This window comes from Pseudomonas sp. Mn2068 (genome assembly GCF_049319725.1).
GTDB lineage: Bacteria > Pseudomonadota > Gammaproteobacteria > Pseudomonadales > Pseudomonadaceae > Aquipseudomonas > Aquipseudomonas gingeri.
This window is the reverse complement of the sequence record NZ_JBMOUG010000002.1, coordinates 269,531-288,928: the sequence shown is the minus strand read 5'-3', so window position 1 is coordinate 288,928 and position 19,398 is coordinate 269,531. Positions and strand designations below refer to the sequence as shown.

Annotated in this window: 17 protein-coding genes; 7 read left to right on the top strand and 10 right to left on the bottom strand. The window is 61.1% G+C overall.

The features are described from left to right. Positions 1-67 precede the first annotated feature (67 nt). The 5 genes from ACL9RJ_RS05910 to ACL9RJ_RS05890 form a co-directional block, all read right to left on the bottom strand. Positions 68-919, bottom strand: a complete 852-nt coding sequence (locus ACL9RJ_RS05910) for an urea carboxylase-associated family protein (protein WP_017128143.1) — start codon at positions 917-919, stop codon at positions 68-70. Positions 920-933: 14 nt separating this feature from the next. Then, positions 934-1,599 carry a GntR family transcriptional regulator gene (locus ACL9RJ_RS05905; protein ID WP_017128142.1) on the bottom strand — a complete coding sequence of 222 codons (666 nt, stop codon included), beginning with the start codon at positions 1,597-1,599 and terminating at the stop codon, positions 934-936. A 17-nt stretch (positions 1,600-1,616) separates the two neighbouring features. Further along, entirely contained in the window at positions 1,617-3,125 is a 1,509-nt protein-coding gene (locus ACL9RJ_RS05900) for an amino acid ABC transporter permease/ATP-binding protein (RefSeq protein ID WP_017128141.1), read from the bottom strand. A gap of 83 nt (positions 3,126-3,208) precedes the next feature. After that, on the bottom strand, positions 3,209-4,063 hold the full coding sequence (locus ACL9RJ_RS05895; RefSeq protein WP_017128140.1) for an ABC transporter substrate-binding protein: 855 nt from the start codon (positions 4,061-4,063) through the stop codon (positions 3,209-3,211). A gap of 337 nt (positions 4,064-4,400) precedes the next feature. Then, the gene (locus ACL9RJ_RS05890; protein ID WP_212809822.1) at positions 4,401-5,066 is read right to left on the bottom strand and encodes a GntR family transcriptional regulator; all 666 of its coding nucleotides are present in this window, start codon (positions 5,064-5,066) and stop codon (positions 4,401-4,403) included. Positions 5,067-5,225: 159 nt separating this feature from the next. Between ACL9RJ_RS05890 and ACL9RJ_RS05885 the strand changes: the two genes are divergently transcribed. Continuing rightward, positions 5,226-6,596, top strand: a complete 1,371-nt coding sequence (locus tag ACL9RJ_RS05885; protein ID WP_177106270.1) for an aspartate aminotransferase family protein — start codon at positions 5,226-5,228, stop codon at positions 6,594-6,596. Between the two features lie 75 nt (positions 6,597-6,671). On the opposite strand, the gene ACL9RJ_RS05880 is transcribed toward ACL9RJ_RS05885, so the two are convergent. From ACL9RJ_RS05880 to ACL9RJ_RS05865, 4 genes are read right to left on the bottom strand one after another with little or no spacing between them, the layout of a single operon-like run. Beyond that, the gene (locus tag ACL9RJ_RS05880; protein WP_244861753.1) at positions 6,672-7,499 is read right to left on the bottom strand and encodes an ABC transporter permease; all 828 of its coding nucleotides are present in this window, start codon (positions 7,497-7,499) and stop codon (positions 6,672-6,674) included. A gap of 5 nt (positions 7,500-7,504) precedes the next feature. Beyond that, positions 7,505-8,767: an ABC transporter permease gene (locus ACL9RJ_RS05875; RefSeq protein WP_177119539.1), complete on the bottom strand. Its 1,263-nt coding sequence runs from the start codon at positions 8,765-8,767 to the stop codon at positions 7,505-7,507. A 60-nt stretch (positions 8,768-8,827) separates the two neighbouring features. After that, positions 8,828-9,856, bottom strand: coding sequence for an ABC transporter substrate-binding protein (locus tag ACL9RJ_RS05870; RefSeq protein ID WP_017128135.1), 1,029 nt, complete (start codon positions 9,854-9,856; stop codon positions 8,828-8,830). A 54-nt stretch (positions 9,857-9,910) separates the two neighbouring features. After that, positions 9,911-11,002, bottom strand: a complete 1,092-nt coding sequence (locus ACL9RJ_RS05865; RefSeq protein ID WP_422765003.1) for an ABC transporter ATP-binding protein — start codon at positions 11,000-11,002, stop codon at positions 9,911-9,913. A gap of 292 nt (positions 11,003-11,294) precedes the next feature. Here ACL9RJ_RS05865 and ACL9RJ_RS05860 point away from each other — a divergent pair, with 292 nt between their 5' ends. From ACL9RJ_RS05860 to ACL9RJ_RS05845, 4 genes are all read left to right on the top strand, one after another. Then, positions 11,295-12,032: an SDR family NAD(P)-dependent oxidoreductase gene (locus ACL9RJ_RS05860; protein WP_017128133.1), complete on the top strand. Its 738-nt coding sequence runs from the start codon at positions 11,295-11,297 to the stop codon at positions 12,030-12,032. 41 nt (positions 12,033-12,073) lie between these two features. After that, positions 12,074-13,525 (top strand): NADP-dependent succinate-semialdehyde dehydrogenase, encoded by a 1,452-nt coding sequence (gene gabD / locus ACL9RJ_RS05855; protein WP_177119540.1) that lies wholly within the window; start codon positions 12,074-12,076, stop codon positions 13,523-13,525. 306 nt (positions 13,526-13,831) lie between these two features. After that, a complete protein-coding gene (locus ACL9RJ_RS05850; RefSeq protein ID WP_017128131.1) occupies positions 13,832-15,427 on the top strand; it encodes a bifunctional 3-(3-hydroxy-phenyl)propionate/3-hydroxycinnamic acid hydroxylase in 1,596 nt (531 codons plus the stop codon). Between the two features lie 81 nt (positions 15,428-15,508). Next, entirely contained in the window at positions 15,509-16,168 is a 660-nt protein-coding gene (locus ACL9RJ_RS05845; protein WP_177119541.1) for a TetR/AcrR family transcriptional regulator, read from the top strand. Between the two features lie 61 nt (positions 16,169-16,229). Here the strand turns inward: ACL9RJ_RS05845 and ACL9RJ_RS05840 are convergent, their stop codons facing one another. Continuing rightward, complete coding sequence (locus ACL9RJ_RS05840; protein ID WP_177106273.1) at positions 16,230-17,303, bottom strand: amidohydrolase family protein; 1,074 nt, start codon at positions 17,301-17,303, stop codon at positions 16,230-16,232. A gap of 274 nt (positions 17,304-17,577) precedes the next feature. Between ACL9RJ_RS05840 and ACL9RJ_RS05835 the strand changes: the two genes are divergently transcribed. Together ACL9RJ_RS05835 and ACL9RJ_RS05830 are read left to right on the top strand one after the other, a co-directional pair. Continuing rightward, positions 17,578-18,192, top strand: a complete 615-nt coding sequence (locus tag ACL9RJ_RS05835; protein ID WP_177119542.1) for a TetR/AcrR family transcriptional regulator — start codon at positions 17,578-17,580, stop codon at positions 18,190-18,192. 87 nt (positions 18,193-18,279) lie between these two features. Then, complete coding sequence (locus tag ACL9RJ_RS05830; protein ID WP_177106274.1) at positions 18,280-19,368, top strand: VOC family protein; 1,089 nt, start codon at positions 18,280-18,282, stop codon at positions 19,366-19,368. The last annotated feature ends 30 nt before the right edge of the window (positions 19,369-19,398 follow it).

Below are 19,398 nucleotides of genomic sequence, written 5' to 3'. Positions count from 1 at the left end.
CTGGCTGTACAGCCAAACTGCAAAACCCCCGGGGCCGGTGAGCCCCGGGTGGAGACAGGCCCCGCCGTTACTTTTCCCAATCGGCCTTGGGGATCAGCAGGCCGTGGTTGCCGTTGTAGCTGGCGCGCTCGGGTTGTTTCCAACCCTCCAGCAACGATTCGTCGAGACGATAGATTTCCACGCCCAGCGGACGGCAGACCTTCAACGGATCCTCGGCGTCGGGGCCCCACATCGGCAACGACAGGTCGCCCCCGGGGCAGGTGGACAGCGCGCACAGCAGATCGATTTCGGCGAAGAATTCCAGGTAGTCGCCCTGCTTGGCCGGGCAGGCTTTCATGAAGTACATGTCATCGTGATTGAGGCCGGTGCACTGGAAGATGTTCAGCACGTCATGCACGTCGAACTCGGTCAGGCCATGGGGCAACACGGCGCGGGTCAGGTTGGAATGGCAATGGTGATGGAAGTCCTCGCCGGTGAGCATCTTGTTCACGTAGGGATCGCAGCGGGTGCCCAGCAGGTCGTGCAGGCGACCGCCATGCTCGTCGATGCCGTAGCCGGCCAGGCTGTCATCGGTGATGGTGACCATCGGCCGCAGGAACGGCAGGTTCGACCACAAGCGGTCGTAGGTGGTGACGTGGGCGCCCTGCAACTGGCGGGTACGGGCGGCCCACATGCGCTCGCGGGGGTCGTTGGCGCTCCATACGTTGAAGTCGCCGACCTGCGGGCCGACCGGGGTCGTCACGCGAAACACATCACCGGCCTTGACCTTCCAGGCACGACCGGTGCGGATCGGCACTTCGAACTGCTCGATCAGCGTGCGCCCTTCCCGGTTGTCACGAACGCGGTCGTAGAACGCCTTGTCGACCTGCAGGGCGGCGCCTTTGCTGACCTGGTAGGCCGCTGGATAATCCTTGTACATGGTGGTTCCTCTCTTCAGTGTTTGGGGATGCTGCTGAGGATGTCCAGCAGCACCAGTTCGGAATCGTTGAGGTAGCTGCTCATGGCTTCTTCGGCCTCCTTCTTGCGACCGTCGCCCAGCAGGTCGTGAATATGCCGGTCGCGTTCCAGCCAGGGTTTCTGGAAGGTTTCCTCGCTGGGCGCGTTGGAAAACACCAGGCGCATCTGGGCCGCCACATGGGTGAAGAATTCATCGAACAACGGGCTGCGCATCAGCCCGACGATATGCTGGTGGAAGCGCAGGCTGTGGGTACCGAAGGCCTGCCAGTTCTCGCGGTCCTGGGCCAGTTGGGCGGCCTCGATGGCCTCGAGCATCAGGTCGGACTGGTACTCGCGCAGCGGCTTGCTCATGGCGATGGCCTGCAGTTCGAGGGTGCGGCGAACCTTGAAGATATCGCGCACTTCGTCGACACCCAGCCGGCGCACCATCACGCCCTTGTTGCGCACATAGCTGGTCAGGCCTTCGCGGCCCAGCTGGTGCAGGGCCTCGCGTACCGTGTTGCGCGAAGCGTTGTAGGCATTGACCAGCTCGCTTTCCACCAGCGGCATGCCCGGCAACAGGCGCCCGCCGATGATGTCCTCGCGCAGCTCGATGGCGACCTGGTCCGGCAGCGACAGGCTTTTTTCCTTGGATTGACTCACGGTTGCACTCCCTCGGCTCACGCCAGTTGTACGTCTTTGAGGAACCTGGTCATGCGCTCGCTGCGCTGTTCCAGCATTTCCCGCGGCGGGGCGTTCTGGATGATCTCCCCCGCCTCCATGAACACCACCCGGTCCGACAGCTTGAAGGCGAAGTTCATTTCATGGGTCACGATCACCATCGTCATGCCTTCGCGGGCCAGGTCCTCGATCACCGCCAGGACATCGCCGACCAGCTCGGGATCCAGGGCCGACGTCGGCTCGTCGAAGAGCATGACCGAAGGTCGCATGGCCAATGCCCGGGCAATCGCCACGCGCTGCTGCTGGCCACCGGAAAGCTGGTGCGGGTACTTGCCGGCATGCTCGAGCATGCCCACCTTGCGCAACAGCGCCAGGCTCAACAGGCGCAGCTCATCGCCGCCGCCATGGGCGTGATAGACCGGCGCGAGCATGACGTTCTCCAGCGCGGTCTTGTGCGGGAACAGGTTGAAGCCCTGGAAGACCATGCCGACATGGACGATGCCGCGCATATGCACCTTGTCACCCAGGGCGCCCTGCGCCTCCTTGGTACCCCGCAGAAAGGGCTGGCCCTGCAGGATGATCTCGCCACGGTCCAGGCTTTCCAGGCCGTTCATGGTCCGGATCAGCGTAGTCTTGCCCGAGCCCGACGGCCCGATGATCGACACCACCTCGCCCCAGCGCACATTCAGCTCGACCCCCTTGAGCACTTCCAGTTCGCCATAGGACTTGCGTACGCCCCGCGCCTGCAGGGCAAACTCACCCCGCCCGGCCTGGTCGCTGGCACGTCCTGTCGCCACCTGCCCGAGTTCGGCCGGCGCGAGGCCCTTCGGTTTGCGCCGGGTCACGTCCAGATGGTTCTCCAGCACCCGCAGCAGGCGACTGAACACCGTGACGATCAGCACGTAGTAGAAGGCCACGGCGAACATGGTCTCCATGACCAGGAAGTTCTGGGTATAGAGCTGTTGTCCCACCAGGAGGATTTCCGACAGGGAAATCACCGAGACCAACGACGTCAGCTTGACGATGGTGATGTACTCGTTCGCCAGTGTCGGCAAAGCGACCCGCAGCGCCTGGGGCACCACGATCAGCCGCTGTACACCACGATAGCCGACGCCCAGGGCCTTGCCCGCTTCCAGTTGCCCCTTGGCCACGGCCAGCAGGCCGCCGCGATGGATCTCGGCGATATACGCCGCCTCGCTGAGGACCAGGGCGATCAGGCCCGCCGAATACGGGTTGGACAGCAGCACGCTGGTGGACGGGAACACCTGGGGCAGGTTGTAGACGAAGATCAGCAGGACCAGCAGCGGCAGGCTGCGGAAAAACCAGATGTACAGCCCGGCCGCATCCCGCAGCAAACGTCGTTGCGACTGTCGGGCCAGGGCCAGGAAAAAGCCGAGGACGATACCCAGCAACCAGGTTTCCAGGCTCAGCTCGACCACGGTCGCCACCGCGCGCCAGAAGTCGCCGCTCCACAACAGACCCAAGGTGTAGTGCCAATCGAATTGCATGTACTTACTCCGCGTTACCGTGAGCTTTCCACAAGCGGGAAAGCATCGATGAATCCGCTACCGTTTGCTCTCGGCGCCCTGTCTCAAGGCGCCGGGGTGCCCAGCGCCGCGCTGATTTCCCCGGCAGTCGGTTCGTCCAGGTTGTAGCGGGCCAGCAACTGGCCGTAGCTGCCGTTCTGCCGGATCTGCGCGAGGGCCGTGGTCAGTTCCTGCAGCAGCGCCGGATTGTCCTTGCGCACGGCCAGGCCGATGACCACCGGATAGATCAGTTCGCTGGAACTGATCACCGTCTTGCCCTGCAGCTTCTGCACGGTGATCTTGGCGACCGCGGGGTCTTCCATCTGCACGTCGACCGCCTTGGCCAGCAGGGCCTGGGCCACTTCCGGCGAGGTCGGGAATTCACGCGAGTCGATGGCCGGCTTGCCCGCGGGCAGGCAGTACTCGGCGGAAACCTTGGCGAGCTTGGGCACCCAGGACGCGCCCTTGATCGAGCCCACGCGCTTGCCGCAGAGATCTTCCGGACGTTGCGGGCGGAAGTCGCTGGCGGTGAGCACCATCAATGAAGAGCCGGTCTTCAGGTAACTGAGAAAATCCACCTGCCTGGCGCGCTCCGGGGTGACGTACAGCGCCGAGGCGACCACGTCGAAACGCTGGGCATTGACGCCGAGGATCAGGTTGGCGAAACGGGTATCGAGAAAACGCGGCGTCACCCCCAGTTGCTTGCCCATCAACTGCATGAACTCGGGGTCGAAACCGGCGGGCTGCTTTTGCTCGAGGTAGGTATAGGGCGGATAGGTCAGGTCGGAACCGACCGACAGCTCGCCCTGCTTGAGCGTGCCCTTGATTTCCGCCGCGGACAGCAGCGGGGCCACGCAAGCCAGGGCCAGCGCCCCCACCAGGTGGCGCGTGGTTTTCTTGCCGGTCAGTGCTTTTTGCATGTTCGTATCCTCGGTGGGTACAGCCAGATGGAATTCACGATTGTTCAACAATCATGATTTAACCAATAAGCCAATATCGTGCCACGATACGATTTATCGTCTTCGTTTGAATTTTATTGTCTGGAAAATGCCGATTTTCGGACCAACAATCGCACCCGGACGGTGCGAGTCGTTACCGGATGCCACATTATGGGAAGTGGTTTTGGCGGGGACGGCTGGAGGGTGGGCGTTATCGGGGGGATGCTACGAATGGAAATGGCGGCAGCAGCCGTGATGACCTGGTGCCCGGCCTACGGTCCTAAAGCCACCCTCGGTAGCGATTCACGATCTTTTCGCTTCACACCTGCGACTCGATAAATTCGAGCATCATCTCGTTGCCGTCGAGAATATCCGTGCAAATGGCCTGTCTGGCGGCAGCGCCATTGCGCACCTTGAGCGCCGCCAGCACCTCCCAGTGGTGTTCGATCGCGACCCGCTCCGAAAAGTGATCGTAGGCCAGGGCCAGCAGCGGGCCCGTGCGCATCCACAGGCTGTCGAGAAAGCCGCGCAGCAGCGGCATCTGGGCGATGTCGGCAAAGAAGAAGTGAAACGCCTGGTTGAGCTTCAGCGCCTCGGCCATGTCCTCGCGCTGGATGGCGTCGACATTTGCCCGGATGTTGTCTTCGATCCGCTGCAGGTCTTCATCGGTGACCATCGCGGCAGCCGCTTCCGCGGCCAGCCCTTCCAGGGCCAGGCGCACCGAGCGGATTTCCAGGTATTGCTGGCGCGTCAGGGAAGGCACGCGGATGTCTTTCGGGGTCCGCATGACCAGCGCCTGTTCCTTGGCGAGTTGCAGGATGGCGTCGCGCACTGGCGTAACGCTGGTACCCAACTGGGTGGCCAGGTCTCGAATCCGCAGTTTGTCGTCTGGCTTGAGCCTACCGGTGACCAATGCTTCTCGCAGCGAGGAATAAACGCTGGTGCCTAGATACGCGTGTTTAATTTCGCCGATTGGGTAGCTCATATCAGATCCGAGTGAAGGAAGGCTCTATCTGGCAGGTTGGGGACAACCTGACCGCAGCAAGCCACATCATCGCGGTTTCAGGGAGAAAAAACCAGCTACACAACATGATGCATCATGCATTATGATTCATGTGTCGTTCCCCCAACCAGCGAGAAGACCATGAACAAGACACGCTCCACCCTGGCCCAGAAAGATATGCTCCACCACCTGCACCCCTACACCAATGCCCGCGCCCACCAGGAAGTCGGCCCGCTGATCATTGAGAGAGGTGAAGGGGTTTTCGTCTTTGACGAGGACGGCAAGCCGTACATCGAGGCCATGGCGGGGCTTTGGAGCGCGGCGCTGGGCTTCAGCAACAAGCGCCTGGTCGCCGCTGCCGAAAAGCAGATGTCGACGCTGCCGTTCTATCACCTGTTCGGCCACAAGTCGCACTCGCCGAGCATCCAGCTGGCCGAAAAACTGATCGACATGGCACCGGTGCCGATGAGCAAGGTGTTCTTCACCAACTCCGGCTCGGAAGCCAACGACACCGTGATCAAGCTGGTCTGGTACCTCAACAACGCCCAGGGCAAGCCGGCGCGCAAGAAATTCATCAGCCGCATCGGCGGCTATCACGGCATTACCCTGGCCAGCGCCAGCCTGACCGGCCTGCCGGCCAACCAGCGCGGCTTCGATGTGCCGCTCCCGGGTTTCCTGCATGTGGGCAATCCACACCATTACCGCAACGCCCTGCCGGGTGAAACCGAAGAGCAGTTTGCCGATCGCCTGGCGGCCGAACTCGATGCCTTGATCGTCCACGAAGGCCCGGAAACCATTGCTGCTTTCGTCGGCGAGCCATTGATGGGCGCGGGCGGCGTGATCGTGCCGCCGCGTACCTACTGGGAGAAAATCCAGAAGGTGTGCCGCAAGCACGACATCCTGGTCGTCGCGGACGAGGTGATTTGCGGGTTTGGGCGTACCGGGAACATGTTCGGCAGCCAGACCTACGACATCAAGCCGGACATCATGATTCTGTCCAAGCAGCTCTCTTCGTCCTACCAGCCGATCTCGGCCATCCTGATCAACGATCGGGTCTACCAGGGCATCGCCGACCAGACCAAGGCCTTCGGCGCCCTGGGACATGGCTTTACCGGCGGCGGCCATCCGGTCGCGGCCGCCGTCGCGCTGGAAAACCTGAAGATCATCGATGAGGAAGACCTCGTTGCCCGGGCCGCGCACATGGGCGAAATCCTGCGTCGCGGCCTGCAGGATTTCAGCGATCACCCACTGGTGGGTGAAGTGCGTGGTGCCGGCCTGATTGCCGCTGTCGAGCTGGTCGCCGATCGCGCCACCAAGGCCCCCTTGGAAACGCCAGGGACGCTCGGGCGCTTCCTCGCGGGACGTGCCCAGGAGCACGGCATGATCACCCGCAACATGGGCGATGCCATCGCCTTCTGCCCTCCCCTGATCATCTCGGAAAGCGAAGTCCGGTCGCTGCTCGATCGATTCGGCATGGCCCTGGACGACACCAGCAAGTGGGTCAACGGCTGACAGAACGCGGCAAGCAAAAAGGCCTGGTGTGAACCAGGCCTTTTTTTATTGCAGCAATCCAGCGCTGGCAAACACTCAGATGACACGGGTCCCACGCAGCCTTTCATTGCGCCGACGCAACCACTCCATCAGCAGTAGCAGGATCGCGGAAGCCACCACCATCAAGGTCGCTGCCGCCGCAATCGTCGGATTGAGGTTCTCGCGAATGCCGCCGAACATCTGCATCGGCAGGGTGCGCTGCGCGGGGCTCGCCAGGAACAGCGTAACCACCACCTCATCGAAGGAAGTGGCGAACGCGAACAAGGCGCCACTGATCACCCCGGGTGCGATCAGCGGCAGCATCACCTTGCGAAACGCCATGAAGGGAGTCGCCCCCAGGCTGGCGGCGGCACGGGAAAAGTTGCGGTCGTAACCCTGCAACGTCGCGGCGACCGTTATCACCACGAATGGCACGCCGAGCGCAGCATGGGCCAGCACCAGTCCCAGGTAGCTGTTGAGAAGATTCAGCTGGGCAAAAAAGAAATACAGCGCGACAGCGATGATCACCACGGGCGCGATCATCGGCGAAATCAGAATCGCCATGATCAGGCCCTTGCCGCGGAACTCCCCCCGCGCCAGCCCGACCGCCGCCAGGGTTCCCAGCGCGGTCGCCAGCAAGGTCGCGGCCGGCGCGATCACCAGGCTGTTGCGCAGTGCCCGCATCCACTCCTGGGAACCGAGGAACTCCTGGTACCAGCGCAGGGAAAACCCGCTCAACGGGTAACTGAGGAACGAGCCCTCGTTGAAGGACAGCGGCACGATCACCAGGATCGGTACTACCAGGAAGATCAGCAAGCTGAAACTGAACAGGCTGAAGACCGGCGCCCAGAGGCGCTCGATCAATGTGGAATGATGGTTCATCAAACACCTCATGCACGCTGGGCGGGGTTGGCTGGACGAGTGATGCGCGAATACACCCAATAGAGCAGCAGGACGATGATCAGCAACTGGCTCCCCAGTGCCGCCGCCATGCCCCAGTTGATCGTCGTATTGGTGTAGAACGCGACGAAATAGCTGAGCATCTGATCGCCTGGACCACCCAGCAACGCCGGCGTGATGTAGTAACCGATCGCCATGATGAACACCAGCAGCGCCCCCGCGGTGACCCCGGCAAACGTCTGCGGCACGTACACCGACCAGAACGCCCGGAAGGGATGGGCGCCCAGGGAAACGGCCGCGCGCACATAGTTGGGCGAGATGCCCTTCATCACCGCGTACAACGGCAGGATCACGAACGGCAGGAGAATGTGGGTCATCGAGATGTACACGCCGACCCGGTTGAACACCAGTTGCAGTGGCTGCTCGATCAACCCGAGGCCGATCAGCGAGCTATTGATCAACCCGCCGTTCTGCAACAGGACGATCCAGCCCGCGGTACGCACAAGCAACGAGGTCCAGAACGGCAGCAACACCATGATCAGCAGCAGGTTGGCGCGACTGCTCGGCTGCCTGGCCAGCCAGTACGCCACCGGATAGCCCAGCAAGACACAGAACAGCGTGACGATGCTGGCCATCCACAATGTGCGCAAGAGCACCGACAGGTACAGCGCCTGCCCTTTCGGCAACTCGACAATATTGCCGGTCTGGACATCCACCTGGCGGTCGAATGCCGCCAACAGGTAGTAAGCGGTCAGCGGCCGCCCCGCACGCTGGATACTGCGCCAGGTGCCGGGCTCTGCCCACATCGTCGATTGCGCGATCAAGGCCCGGCTGATGGACTCGGCGCCGGGATCGGGCAACTTGCGCAACGTCAACGAGAGCAGGGTCCGATACCGGCCGTCCTCATACCCGAGCCGCTTGGTCAGGCCGGGGATCTGACCCTGGGCCCTGGCTTCGGCCAGATCACCGAGCAAGGCGGCGAAGACCTTCTCTTCCGGCAGTCCCTTGCCATCCCAGTGTTGCAATGCCTGAAGCGTATTCGGCAGGGCCTTGCCGACCTCAGGATTATCCAGGCTCTTCCAAAGGATGTTGCCAATGGGAAAAACGAAGCTGATCAGTAGAAAAAGCAGCAGGGGGGCGATCAACAGGATCGAGCGTTTGCGATAAGCACTTTCGGCATGCAGCAACCGCTGCTTGAGCGAGGAGGACTTTTCAGTGGGGTGATCGATAGCCGTCAGGCTGACTTCTGACATGCTGGTCTCCAGATGTGAGGCTGAACCGGCTTCAGGCAAACCGAAGCCGGTAGATACTGATTAGTTCGCCGCCCAGGCGTTGAAGCGTTGCTCCAACTCTTCACCGTGCTCGATCCAGAACTCGGTATCCACACCTCGCGCACCCTTGAGGTTTTCCGGGGCGGTTGGCAGATCGGGGCGGACCTTGGCGTCAATCTGCGCGATGGCCAAGGTGTTCGTCGGGCCGTAGGGGATGGTCTCGGCGAATACCTTCTGGTTCTCGGGACGGCCGGCAAAGGCAATGAATTGCTCGGCCAGGGCCTTGTTCTTCGAACCCTTGACGATCGCCCAGCTGTCGAGATCGTAAAGACTGCCATTCCAGACGATCGAGAACGGGTGGCCTTCCTTCTGCGCCGCAGTCACTCGTCCGTTGTAGGCCGAGGTCATGACCACATCGCCGGAAACCAGCCATTGCATGGGTTGCGCGCCGGCTTCCCACCACTGGATATTCGGCTTGATCTGATCGAGCTTCTTGAACGCCCGGTCGACACCTTCCGGAGTCGCCAGCACGTTGTACAACTGCCCCGGCGACACCCCGTCGGCAAGCAAGGCGATTTCCAGGGTGAACTTCGCGGATTTACGCAGGGCGCGCTTGCCCGGCCAGGTTTTCACATCCCAGAAATCCGCCCAGCCCGTGGGGGCCCTGGCCAGTTTTTTCGCATCGTAGGCCAGTACCGTGGACCAGATGAAAATCCCCGCTCCGCACTCGTTCACCGCCGAATCGACAAACTGTTTCTTATCGCCCAGCCTGGACCAGTCCAGCGGTTCGAAAAGGCCTTCGCTACAGCCGCGCACCAACTCGGGACTTTCGACTTCGACGACATCCCAGCCCACCTGTCCGGTTTCCACCATGGCCTTGATCTTGGCCATTTCACCGTTGAACTCACCGGCCTCGATATCGACTTTGTTCGCTTTGGAGAAGGGTTGGTAGAACGCCTTCTCCTGGGCCTGCTTGTTGAGTCCGCCGAAGGACACCACCGTCAGTTGCTGGGCCTGTACCTGGCTCGCCACGCCAGCCATCAGCACCAATACCGCTATTTTCTTGAACATGGAAACGCTCCTCTGCAGTGTTTTGGGGCAATGCTTTTCAATGAAGGACCGACGTTAATGAACGACCAGGGGATCCAGCGCGCTGGCGTCGTGGCTGAACCAACTGACAGGGAGCGAAATGCCGGTGGACCAACCGTCCTGCATTTCGGCGATGGGGATTTTCGCGGTGAACTCTTTCTGGCCGGCGACGTTGAGCCTGACCCGCACGTGATCGCCCAGGTAGATCAGTTCCTCGATGCGACCGGGAAGACTGTTCGCAGATGGCTTGTCGAGCCCGACACGTTCCGGTCGAATCGACAACGAGGTCGATGCCCCCACCGGCAAGGCCGTCGTGGCGCGGGCGCCGACCTCGGAACCATCGGCCAGGCGCACCCGGCACTCCGGCCCTGACACGGAAATGACCGTGCCGGGCAGTGCGTTGTTTTCACCGATGAAATGGGCGACGAAAGAATTGCCGGGGTGCTCGTACAGCGCTTTCGGAGTATCGATCTGCTGGATCACGCCATCGTTGAATACCGCGACGCGATCGGACAAGGTCAACGCCTCGGCCTGGTCATGGGTGACGAATACCACGGTCAGACCCAACTGGCGGTGCAAGCGGCGGATCTCGAGCTGCATCTGTTCACGCAGCTGTTTGTCGAGGGCACCCAGGGGTTCGTCCATCAGCACCAGGCTCGGCTCGAAGACCAGCGCACGAGCCAGCGCGATGCGTTGCTGCTGTCCACCGGAAAGCTGGACCGGATAACGATCGGCCAGATGTCCGAGCTGGACCATGTCCAGGGCCCGCCTGACTTTCAGCTCGATATCGGCGCGGCCCAGGCGCCTGACCTTCAACGGGAACGCCAGGTTGCGGGCAACGGTCATGTGCGGGAACAGTGCGTAATTCTGAAACACCATCCCGATCCCGCGCTTGTGCGGCGCCACCGTATGCAACGGCTGGCCGTCGAGCAGAATCTCGCCCTCGGTGGGCGTTTCAAAACCCGCCAGCATCATCAGGCTGGTGGTTTTCCCCGACCCCGAAGGCCCCAGCAATGTGAGGAACTCGCCGCGCTGGATGTCCAGATCGAGTTTCTTGACCACCAACTGTTCGCCGTCATAGCTCTTCTGCACGCCTCGGAAGCGGACATAAGGAGAGGCTGTATTCATGGCTTCACCTGTTTTTTGTTGTTCTGGAATTTGAGCTCGGTTTTGCGCGTTTTCATTTTAACCACACCTCGAAGCATGATGCATCATGTTTTATATTTCACGGATGCAGCATAATGCATGCCAATTTCCCAACCGGCGGCCCACGGGAGAGTTGGCGTAAAAGTGAGCAAAATGAGTGCACCAGAAAGGCGCGGCACAGGAGTGGGAGACGGGAAGAATCGGTTGACAGCGATCATCGTTAGAAACATGATGCATCAAGCATCAAAACAACGATGTTTCGAGGATCCGATCCATGAGCGAGAAAAAAACGTTGCTGCTGACAGGTGCCAGTCGAGGCATCGGGCACGCCACCGTCAAACACTTCAACGCGGCAGGCTGGCGTGTATTCACCGCCTCTCGCCAAAGCTGGGGAGCCGAATGCCCTTGGGCGGACGGCCAGGAAAACCACATCCACCTGGACCTGGAAGATATTGGCAGCATCGAAGCCAGTATCGGCCTGATCAAGGAAAAGCTGGGCGACGGCAAACTGCATGCGTTTGTCGATAACGCCGGGATCAGCCCCAAAGGACCCGAGGGCGGTCGACTGGGTGTCCTGGAAACCGACTATGCGACCTGGATGCGGGTCTTCAATGTCAATCTGTTTTCCACCGCCCTGCTCGCCCGCGGCCTGTTCGAAGAGCTGAAGGCGGCGCGAGGCACCATCATCAATGTCACCTCCATTGCCGGCTCCAGGGTTCATCCCTTTGCCGGGGTTGCCTACGCCACCTCAAAGGCGGCCCTGTCCGCGCTGACCCGGGAAATGGCCTATGACTACGGCCGGCACGGCATCCGGGTGAACGCCATCGCCCCGGGTGAAATCGATACGTCGATCCTTTCCCCGGGCACCCAGGACATCGTCGAACGCAACATTCCGATGCACCGGCTCGGCAAGCCCGAAGAGGTGGCGTCGCTCATTCATTTCCTTTGCACCAGCGGCGCTTCCTACATCAACGGTGCCGAAATCGAAGTCAACGGCGGCCAGCACGTCTGAGTCGTCCTTCGTCCCTTACATGCTACCCACTGGAGTCCTGTATGAATTTGCGAGATAGCAGTCTGTTCCGCCAACAAGCCTATATCGCCGGTGTCTGGAGCGATGCGGACAACGGCCAACAGATCAAGGTGAACAACCCGGCGACGGGCGAGATCCTGGGCAGCGTGCCGAAAATGGGCGCCGCGGAAACCCGCCGCGCCATTGAAGCCGCCGAGAAAGCCCTGCCCGACTGGCGCGCCCGGACGGCCAAGGACCGTGCGACGGTATTGCGTCGCTGGTTCGAGTTGATCATGGCGAACCAGGACGACCTCGCCCGCCTGATGACCCTTGAACAGGGCAAGCCGCTGGCCGAGGCAAAGGGCGAAATCGCCTACGCCGCCTCGTTCATCGAATGGTTCGCCGAAGAAGGCAAGCGCGTCTACGGCGATATCATTCCAGGCCATCAGCCGGACAAGCGGCTACTGGTGATCAAGCAACCCATCGGGGTGACGGCGGCCATTACGCCCTGGAACTTCCCTTGCGCGATGATTACCCGCAAGGTCGGCCCGGCCCTGGCTGCCGGTTGCACCATGGTGATCAAGCCTGCCAGCCAGACCCCGTTCTCGGCCCTGGCACTGGCGGAGCTGGCTACCCGGGCGGGCATTCCCGAAGGCGTCCTCAGCGTCGTCACCGGGTCCGCGGTACAGATCGGTGCGGAACTGACCGGCAACCCGATCGTGCGCAAACTGTCGTTCACAGGCTCGACCGAAATCGGTCGCCAGTTGATGGCCGAATGCGCCAGGGACATCAAGAAAGTCTCCCTCGAACTCGGCGGCAACTCGCCGTTTATCGTGTTCGCGGACGCCGACCTCGATGCCGCTGTCGAAGGCGCCCTGATGTCCAAATACCGCAATGCGGGCCAGACATGCGTCTGCGCCAACCGCCTGTATATCCACGACAGCGTCTACGACGAGTTCGCCGACAAGCTGAAGGCCGCCGTCGCCAGGCTGCGCCTGGGCAATGGCCTGGATGAAGGCACGACCACCGGCCCGCTGATTGATGAAAACGCGGTCCTGAAAGTCCAGGAACACATCGCCGACGCCGTCGGCAAAGGCGCCCGGATAGTTGCCGGCGGCCAACCCCACGCGCTCGGTGGCACCTACTTCGAACCGACCATTCTGGTGGACGTCCCCAGGGACGCCCTGGTTGCCCGGGAAGAAACCTTTGGCCCACTGGCCCCGTTGTTCCGCTTCAGCGACGAAGCGGACGTGGTGGCCCAGGCCAACGACACCGAATTCGGCCTGGCGGCCTATTTCTTCGCCCGCGACCTGTCCCGGGTGTTCCGTGTGGCCGAAGCCCTGGAGTACGGAATCATCGGGGTCAACACCGGCATCATTTCCACCGAAACAGCACCTTTCGGCGGCATGAAATCTTCCGGGCTGGGTCGTGAAGGCTCCAGGTACGGGATCGAAGATTATCTGGAAATCAAATACATGTGCCTGGGCGGCATCTGAGGATCGAGCCGGGGTTTTCCAGGCGGGTATCCGCTGCCCGCCTGGAAGCCTCGAAGCCCGATGGTGATCATCGGCGAAGCCCTCCCCTGACATTCCTGGTGCTAACCCTGCACCGATGCAAAAGCCGCAAGAACAGACACCCTTGGCACCGTGCTGATCAGTGTGATCGTGGGCAACCCATGCACTCGCAATTTTATGAGAACAAATCCAATATTGAATTATTATTCAATATTGAATATTGTCCCATGAAATTGACGAGCCCATCGTGGCAACTCGCACAACGACGCTGAAATCACACGGTCTCCCATGGAAAACAACAATAAAAATACCCCGCTGCCAATCTCGACTGACGTACTGATTGTCGGCTTCGGTCCGGTGGGTGCTGCGCTGGCGGCCCTGCTCGGGCGTTATCAGGTCAATGCCCTGGTGATCGACAGGCAGCACGAGATACTGCGTATGCCACGGGCTATTGCCCTGGATAACGAAGCCTTGCGCATGCTGCAGTTGATCGGCCTGCCTGAAGACGCCTTCGATAAACAAGTTATTCCCGAAGTCAAAATGCACTGTCCACTGGTGGGCCAGTTCAGCCGCGCCAATACCAGCGGCTGCATCGACGGCCATCCCAAACTGGTGACCTTTTACCAACCCGACCTGGAAAACGCGTTGCGCAGCCGGTTGCTGCAATACCCCGGCATCACCACGTGCACGGGTTACGAGTTGCTCGATGTCCAGCAGCATGGCGAGCACGTGGAAGCCTTTGTGCTGGATCAGGATGGCCAGACATTTACCGTCAACGCCAGATACCTGATCGGCGCAGACGGTGCGGGGTCACGGGTACGCAACCTGATTGGCCAGGATTTCAGCGGGCAGACCTATGCCGAAGACTGGTTGATCGTGGATGCCAATGGCCGCGAAGAGCAGGCGATCGACCATGTCGAGTTTCTTTGTGATCATCGTCGCCCTACCCCCCATATGCCCGCGCCCGGCGGCCGGGAACGCTGGGAGTTCATGCTGCAGCCCGGGGAAACGCGAGAGGAAATGGAGCAGCCGCATCGCATCGCGCAGCTGTTGGCCCCCTGGGTAAAGGCTGCCGACTTGAGTATCGAACGCACGGCGGTGTACCGCTTCCACGCGCGATGCTGTGAAAGTTTTCAAAAGGATCGGGTATTTCTGATTGGCGACGCGGCGCACATTACGCCGCCCTTTGTCGGCCAAGGATTGGTGGCCGGGCTGAGGGACGCGTGCAACCTGGCCTGGAAACTGGCCTGGGTTCTCGACAACCGCGCAGCCCCCGGCATACTCGACAGCTATGATCAGGAACGCCGTCCCCATGCCAAGGAGATGATCGATCTGGCGAAACTGATGGGGCGTGCGGTGATGCCGCGCAATGCCCTGGTCGCCTTGTTGATCCATGGGGTGATGAAATCACTGACGCTGTTCCCGCCCACACGCCGGCTGTTCGAAGAGCTGGACATCAAACCGAAGAACCGTTTCAGGAAGGGACTGTTCAGCCAACAGCGCAGGACGAAGTCCCTTCCTGTCGGCGGCCTGTTGAGCCAATGCCTGGTACGCGATCCGCGCCACGGAATCGTCTTGAGTGACGATGTACTGGGCGATCAAATGACCCTGATCGGTTTCGGCACCGACCCGCGCCAACAACTTGAACCCGCCACCCATGAACAATGGCAGGCTCATGGTGGCGGGTATCTGCAGATCGTCCAGCGTGGCCAACGGGGTCATTCAGACACTCATTGGGTCGAGGACTTGAGCGGCGAGTTGCTGAAATGCCTGCCGGCTCATTCGCTGCTGATCGTTCGCCCCGACCGGATCGTGATGCATAGCGGCGCAGCGGGCCAGGCAAATGACCTGGCAAAAGCCTGCATGGCCCTGCTGGGTAATTGAAAAGATCAGCAATATTGACGGTAATCTGATTACTATCACTGATCTTTCATCCAGCCGCGCAATAAATCTCCAGGCATTCCAATGAGCAAAAAAGCCGACACCGAACAGTCCACCGATACCCTGGCCCCCCTGACGCGAGGCCACAAGAAAAAGGAGCGCACGCGCCAGGGCCTGCTGGATGCCGCGCTGCGGGTATTCGCCCGCAAGGACGTGCTTGAAACGGGCCTGCTGGAACTGGCTGAAGAAGCGCAGGTATCCACCGGCACCATCTATAACTACTTCCGTACCCGCGAAGAGGTCGCGGAGGCCGTGGGGATCGCCATGGCCAGCGAGTTCTCCGAAGACATTTCCCGCTTGAGCGCGGGTATTGATAACGGCGCTCAGCGCGTTGCGATCGGTGTGCGCATGTTTATCCTGCGTGCGATTGCCGACCCGGACTGGGCCAGTGCGCTGGTGCGGATCGTGCACTTTGATAAAGGTCTGCGCTCAAAACTCGCGATGCACGTCCAGGCGGATCTTCGCAGTGGCGCAGAACAGGGGCACCTGTCATTTGCCGACGAAAGCGTGGCCCTGGACCTGGTCATTGCCTGTGCCACAGGAGGCATGCGCAGTGCGATCGAGGGCCGTGCAGTCGAGCAACATGATGAGAAAGTCGCCGAGATGGTGCTTAAAGCCCTGGGCGCCACCCCGGCCAAGGCCAGAAAACTCGCCACCCATCCTTTGCCGCGAGCCGGCGAGTAAGCGCGCCGACCTCGGCACTCGGCTGGTTATCAGGATGGTTGACTGACCCCAAGCGCCGCCGTCAACGATTACGCATGCGCTCGGCCAACGCGCCAACCGGCCTGGTCAGGCTGCGTTTGAGCCGGCTGGAAAAAGATTCGCCAGCATAGATGGGCGCTGCTTGCACGACTTCCCCCGGCTGCCGGTATTGGGGAAACAGACGCAGCGCATGCCCACGATTGATTCCGTAATGCTCGTCGGCGGACCACAGGGTGTTTGCTTCCAGGGTCTGGCATTGCAGGCTGGTGGCGGGAGCCGGGGCAAACGGAAAATCGCTGCCAAAGAGAATGTGATCGGGCTCGACCAGCTCCTTGAGCGCGGCCATCGAGTAACGCGACGGCGACAGCGCTGTATCGAAGTAGAAACGGCGGATGTAGGTGAGAATGCCCTGGGGAGCCAGCTGCTGAAATTGCGGCATGGCGTTGGCCAGGGAAACACGCCAGGCGACATAGGGAAGGAAGCCACCACCGTGGGCAAGGATCCAGCGAATACGAGGGTATTTCTCCATTGTCCCGGTCAGGATCAGATTGACCGCCCCGCGAGTGGTATCGCAGAGAAACTCGATCAGGAAACCGGGGGTCTTGAAACCCAGTTGCTCGCTGCTCCTGTGCAGGTTGGGGTGAACGAACACTACCGTGCCGCGACGATCCAGCTCACTCATCAGCTCGTCAAGACGCGGGTCGCCCAGAAACACCCCGTCGGTGCTGCCGAATAGCACGATGCCCTCGGCCTTGAGCACGTCCAGCGCATAGATCGCTTCGCTACAAGCGGCTTCGGTGAACGGCATGGGCAGTACCGCAAAGTTGCCGAAGCGCTCCGGGAAATCATCGCGCATCTTCGCCGCGTATTCGTTGCAGTCCCGCGCCAGCTGCCGCGCCTGCTCCACCCCGTCGCCCAGATGCACACCGGGTGTGGAGATGGAGGTAATGGCACGCTGGATACCATTCATGTCCATGACATCGATCGACTGTTCGGGCGTCCATCCGGGCAGGAGCGCACCGGCGTGGCGCTCCATGCCCCGCTCGTGGATGGCATCGCGGAACGCGGGGGGAATGATGTGATGGTGTACGTCGATAAGGCCTTGCTTGAGGGGCATTGTTGTTATTCCTGGCGAGAACAGTCGCAACCTGGCCGTGGTAGCCCACGATAAAACACTCACGCAACATAATGAACACCAGTGTTCATATTCGTCAATCGAACCTATCACTTAAACACCCAGGTTAAAATCAGGATAAAAAGCCATAACTGCTCTAAATCAAGGATTACGTGAGAAATTTCGTTAAAAACAGGATTCCACCTCGAAATACACGATTGACTCAAACTGAACAGTGACGTTCAATAGCCTCAGATTCGAATGGTGGAGAGAGCTTGTGGAGTCATTGAACCCGGTGCAGCGACGCATCCATCAGGCGGCCTTGCGCCTGTTTGCCGAGAAAGGCATCAGTCAGGTCAACATCAGCGACCTTGCCCAGGAAGCGGGCGTGGCGCGCGGCACCATCTACAACAACGTCGAGACGATGGACAAACTGTTCGAGCAGGTCGCCAGCCAGCTCAGCGCAGACATGCACCAGCGCGTCAAAAAGAGCATCGATAGCCTTGAAGACCCCGCGCAGCGCCTGGCCAACGGCATCCGCCTGTTTATCCGTCGCACCCATGAAGAGCCACACTGGGGCGCCTTCATGAGTCGCTTCGCGCTGAGCAACCTGGCTCTGCGGGAAATGTTCTCCAGCCAGGCCGTCCCGGACCTGATCCACGGCTTGGGCATCGGCCGCTACCAGTTTCGCCAGGAACAGATGGTCACGATCATTTCGTTTATTGCCAGCAGCGTCCTCGGTTCGATGTTCCTGGTGTTGGAAGGCCTGAAGACCTGGCGGGATGCCGGCACCGATACGGCCGAACTGATATTGCGGGCGTTGGGCGTGAGCATTGAAGACGCCCGTGTGCTGGCCACCGTGGAGTTGCCGCCGCTGCCGCCTTCCGGCTGATTCACGACTGAGTCCCGATGGGCCCGCCCCCTGTGTTTTCAGGGGCGACGGGCAGCTTTTGCCTGAAAAAAGCTTTGGAGAACAAGAATGAGCAATCGCCAGACCCTGACCCTTGCCACCCCGCAGCCGGCGCGCCACCCGCACCCGACGGTAAAGGCCCAGCGGCTTGCCTACCTGATTTTCCAGCGCCCGGATCTGGTCAAGGCGGAACGGTTCCTGCGCGATTTCGGCCTCACCGTCAGCCATCGGGCGACCGATACGCTGTATCTGCGCGGCACCGACAGTGCCGCTTATTGCTACCGCATCGAGAAGGCTGACGAAGCGCGCTTTGTCGGCTTCGCACTGGCCGTCGCGACACGGGAAGACCTGCTCAGGCTGGCGCGCCTGCCCGGTGCTTCAGGGGTTGAGGAGCAACCACAACCGGGCGGCGGCGAGCGGGTGCGCCTGCGTGATCCGTCGGGGTTCGTGGTGGAGGCCATCCACGGGCAAGTGCCGGTCAAGCCCTTGCAGCACCGGGCTCCCCTGCCCTTCAACGTGGCCGAACAACTCCCGCGCATCAACGCCACCCAACGCCCCCCGGCCAGCGCTCCGGAGATTCTCAAGCTGGGGCATGTGGTGCTGGAAGTGGCCGACTACCAGGCGACGTGCGCCTGGTACACGGAACATTTCGGATTGATTCCCAGCGATGTGCAGGTGCTGCCTGACGGCTCACCCGCGGTGACCTTCATGCGCCTGGACCTCGGCGATACCCCGGCGGACCATCACACCCTGGCCCTGGCGCAAGGCTTCATGCCCGCCTACAGCCACAGTGCCTATGAAGTGGTCGACGCGGACGCGGTCGGCATGGGTCAACGCATCCTGCGCGAGCGGGGCTGGGTGCACGCCTGGGGTATCGGCCGGCACATTCTCGGCAGCCAGATTTTCGACTACTGGCAAGATCCCTGGGGCGACAAACATGAGCACTACTGCGATGGCGATCTGTTCACCCAGGAGCAGCCAACCGAGTTGCACCGCATCAGTGCCCAGGCCATGGCGCAGTGGGGCGAGCGCATGCCCCGCAGCTTCACCAAGCCGAAGATGACCCTGCGCGCCATCCGCGCATTGATTCACAACCTCAGGCACAGCCCGGACCTGACCTTTCGCAAGCTGGTCACCCTGGCGCGCCTGTTCGGCTGAGGCCGTTGGCAACCATTTCAAACGCAGCAC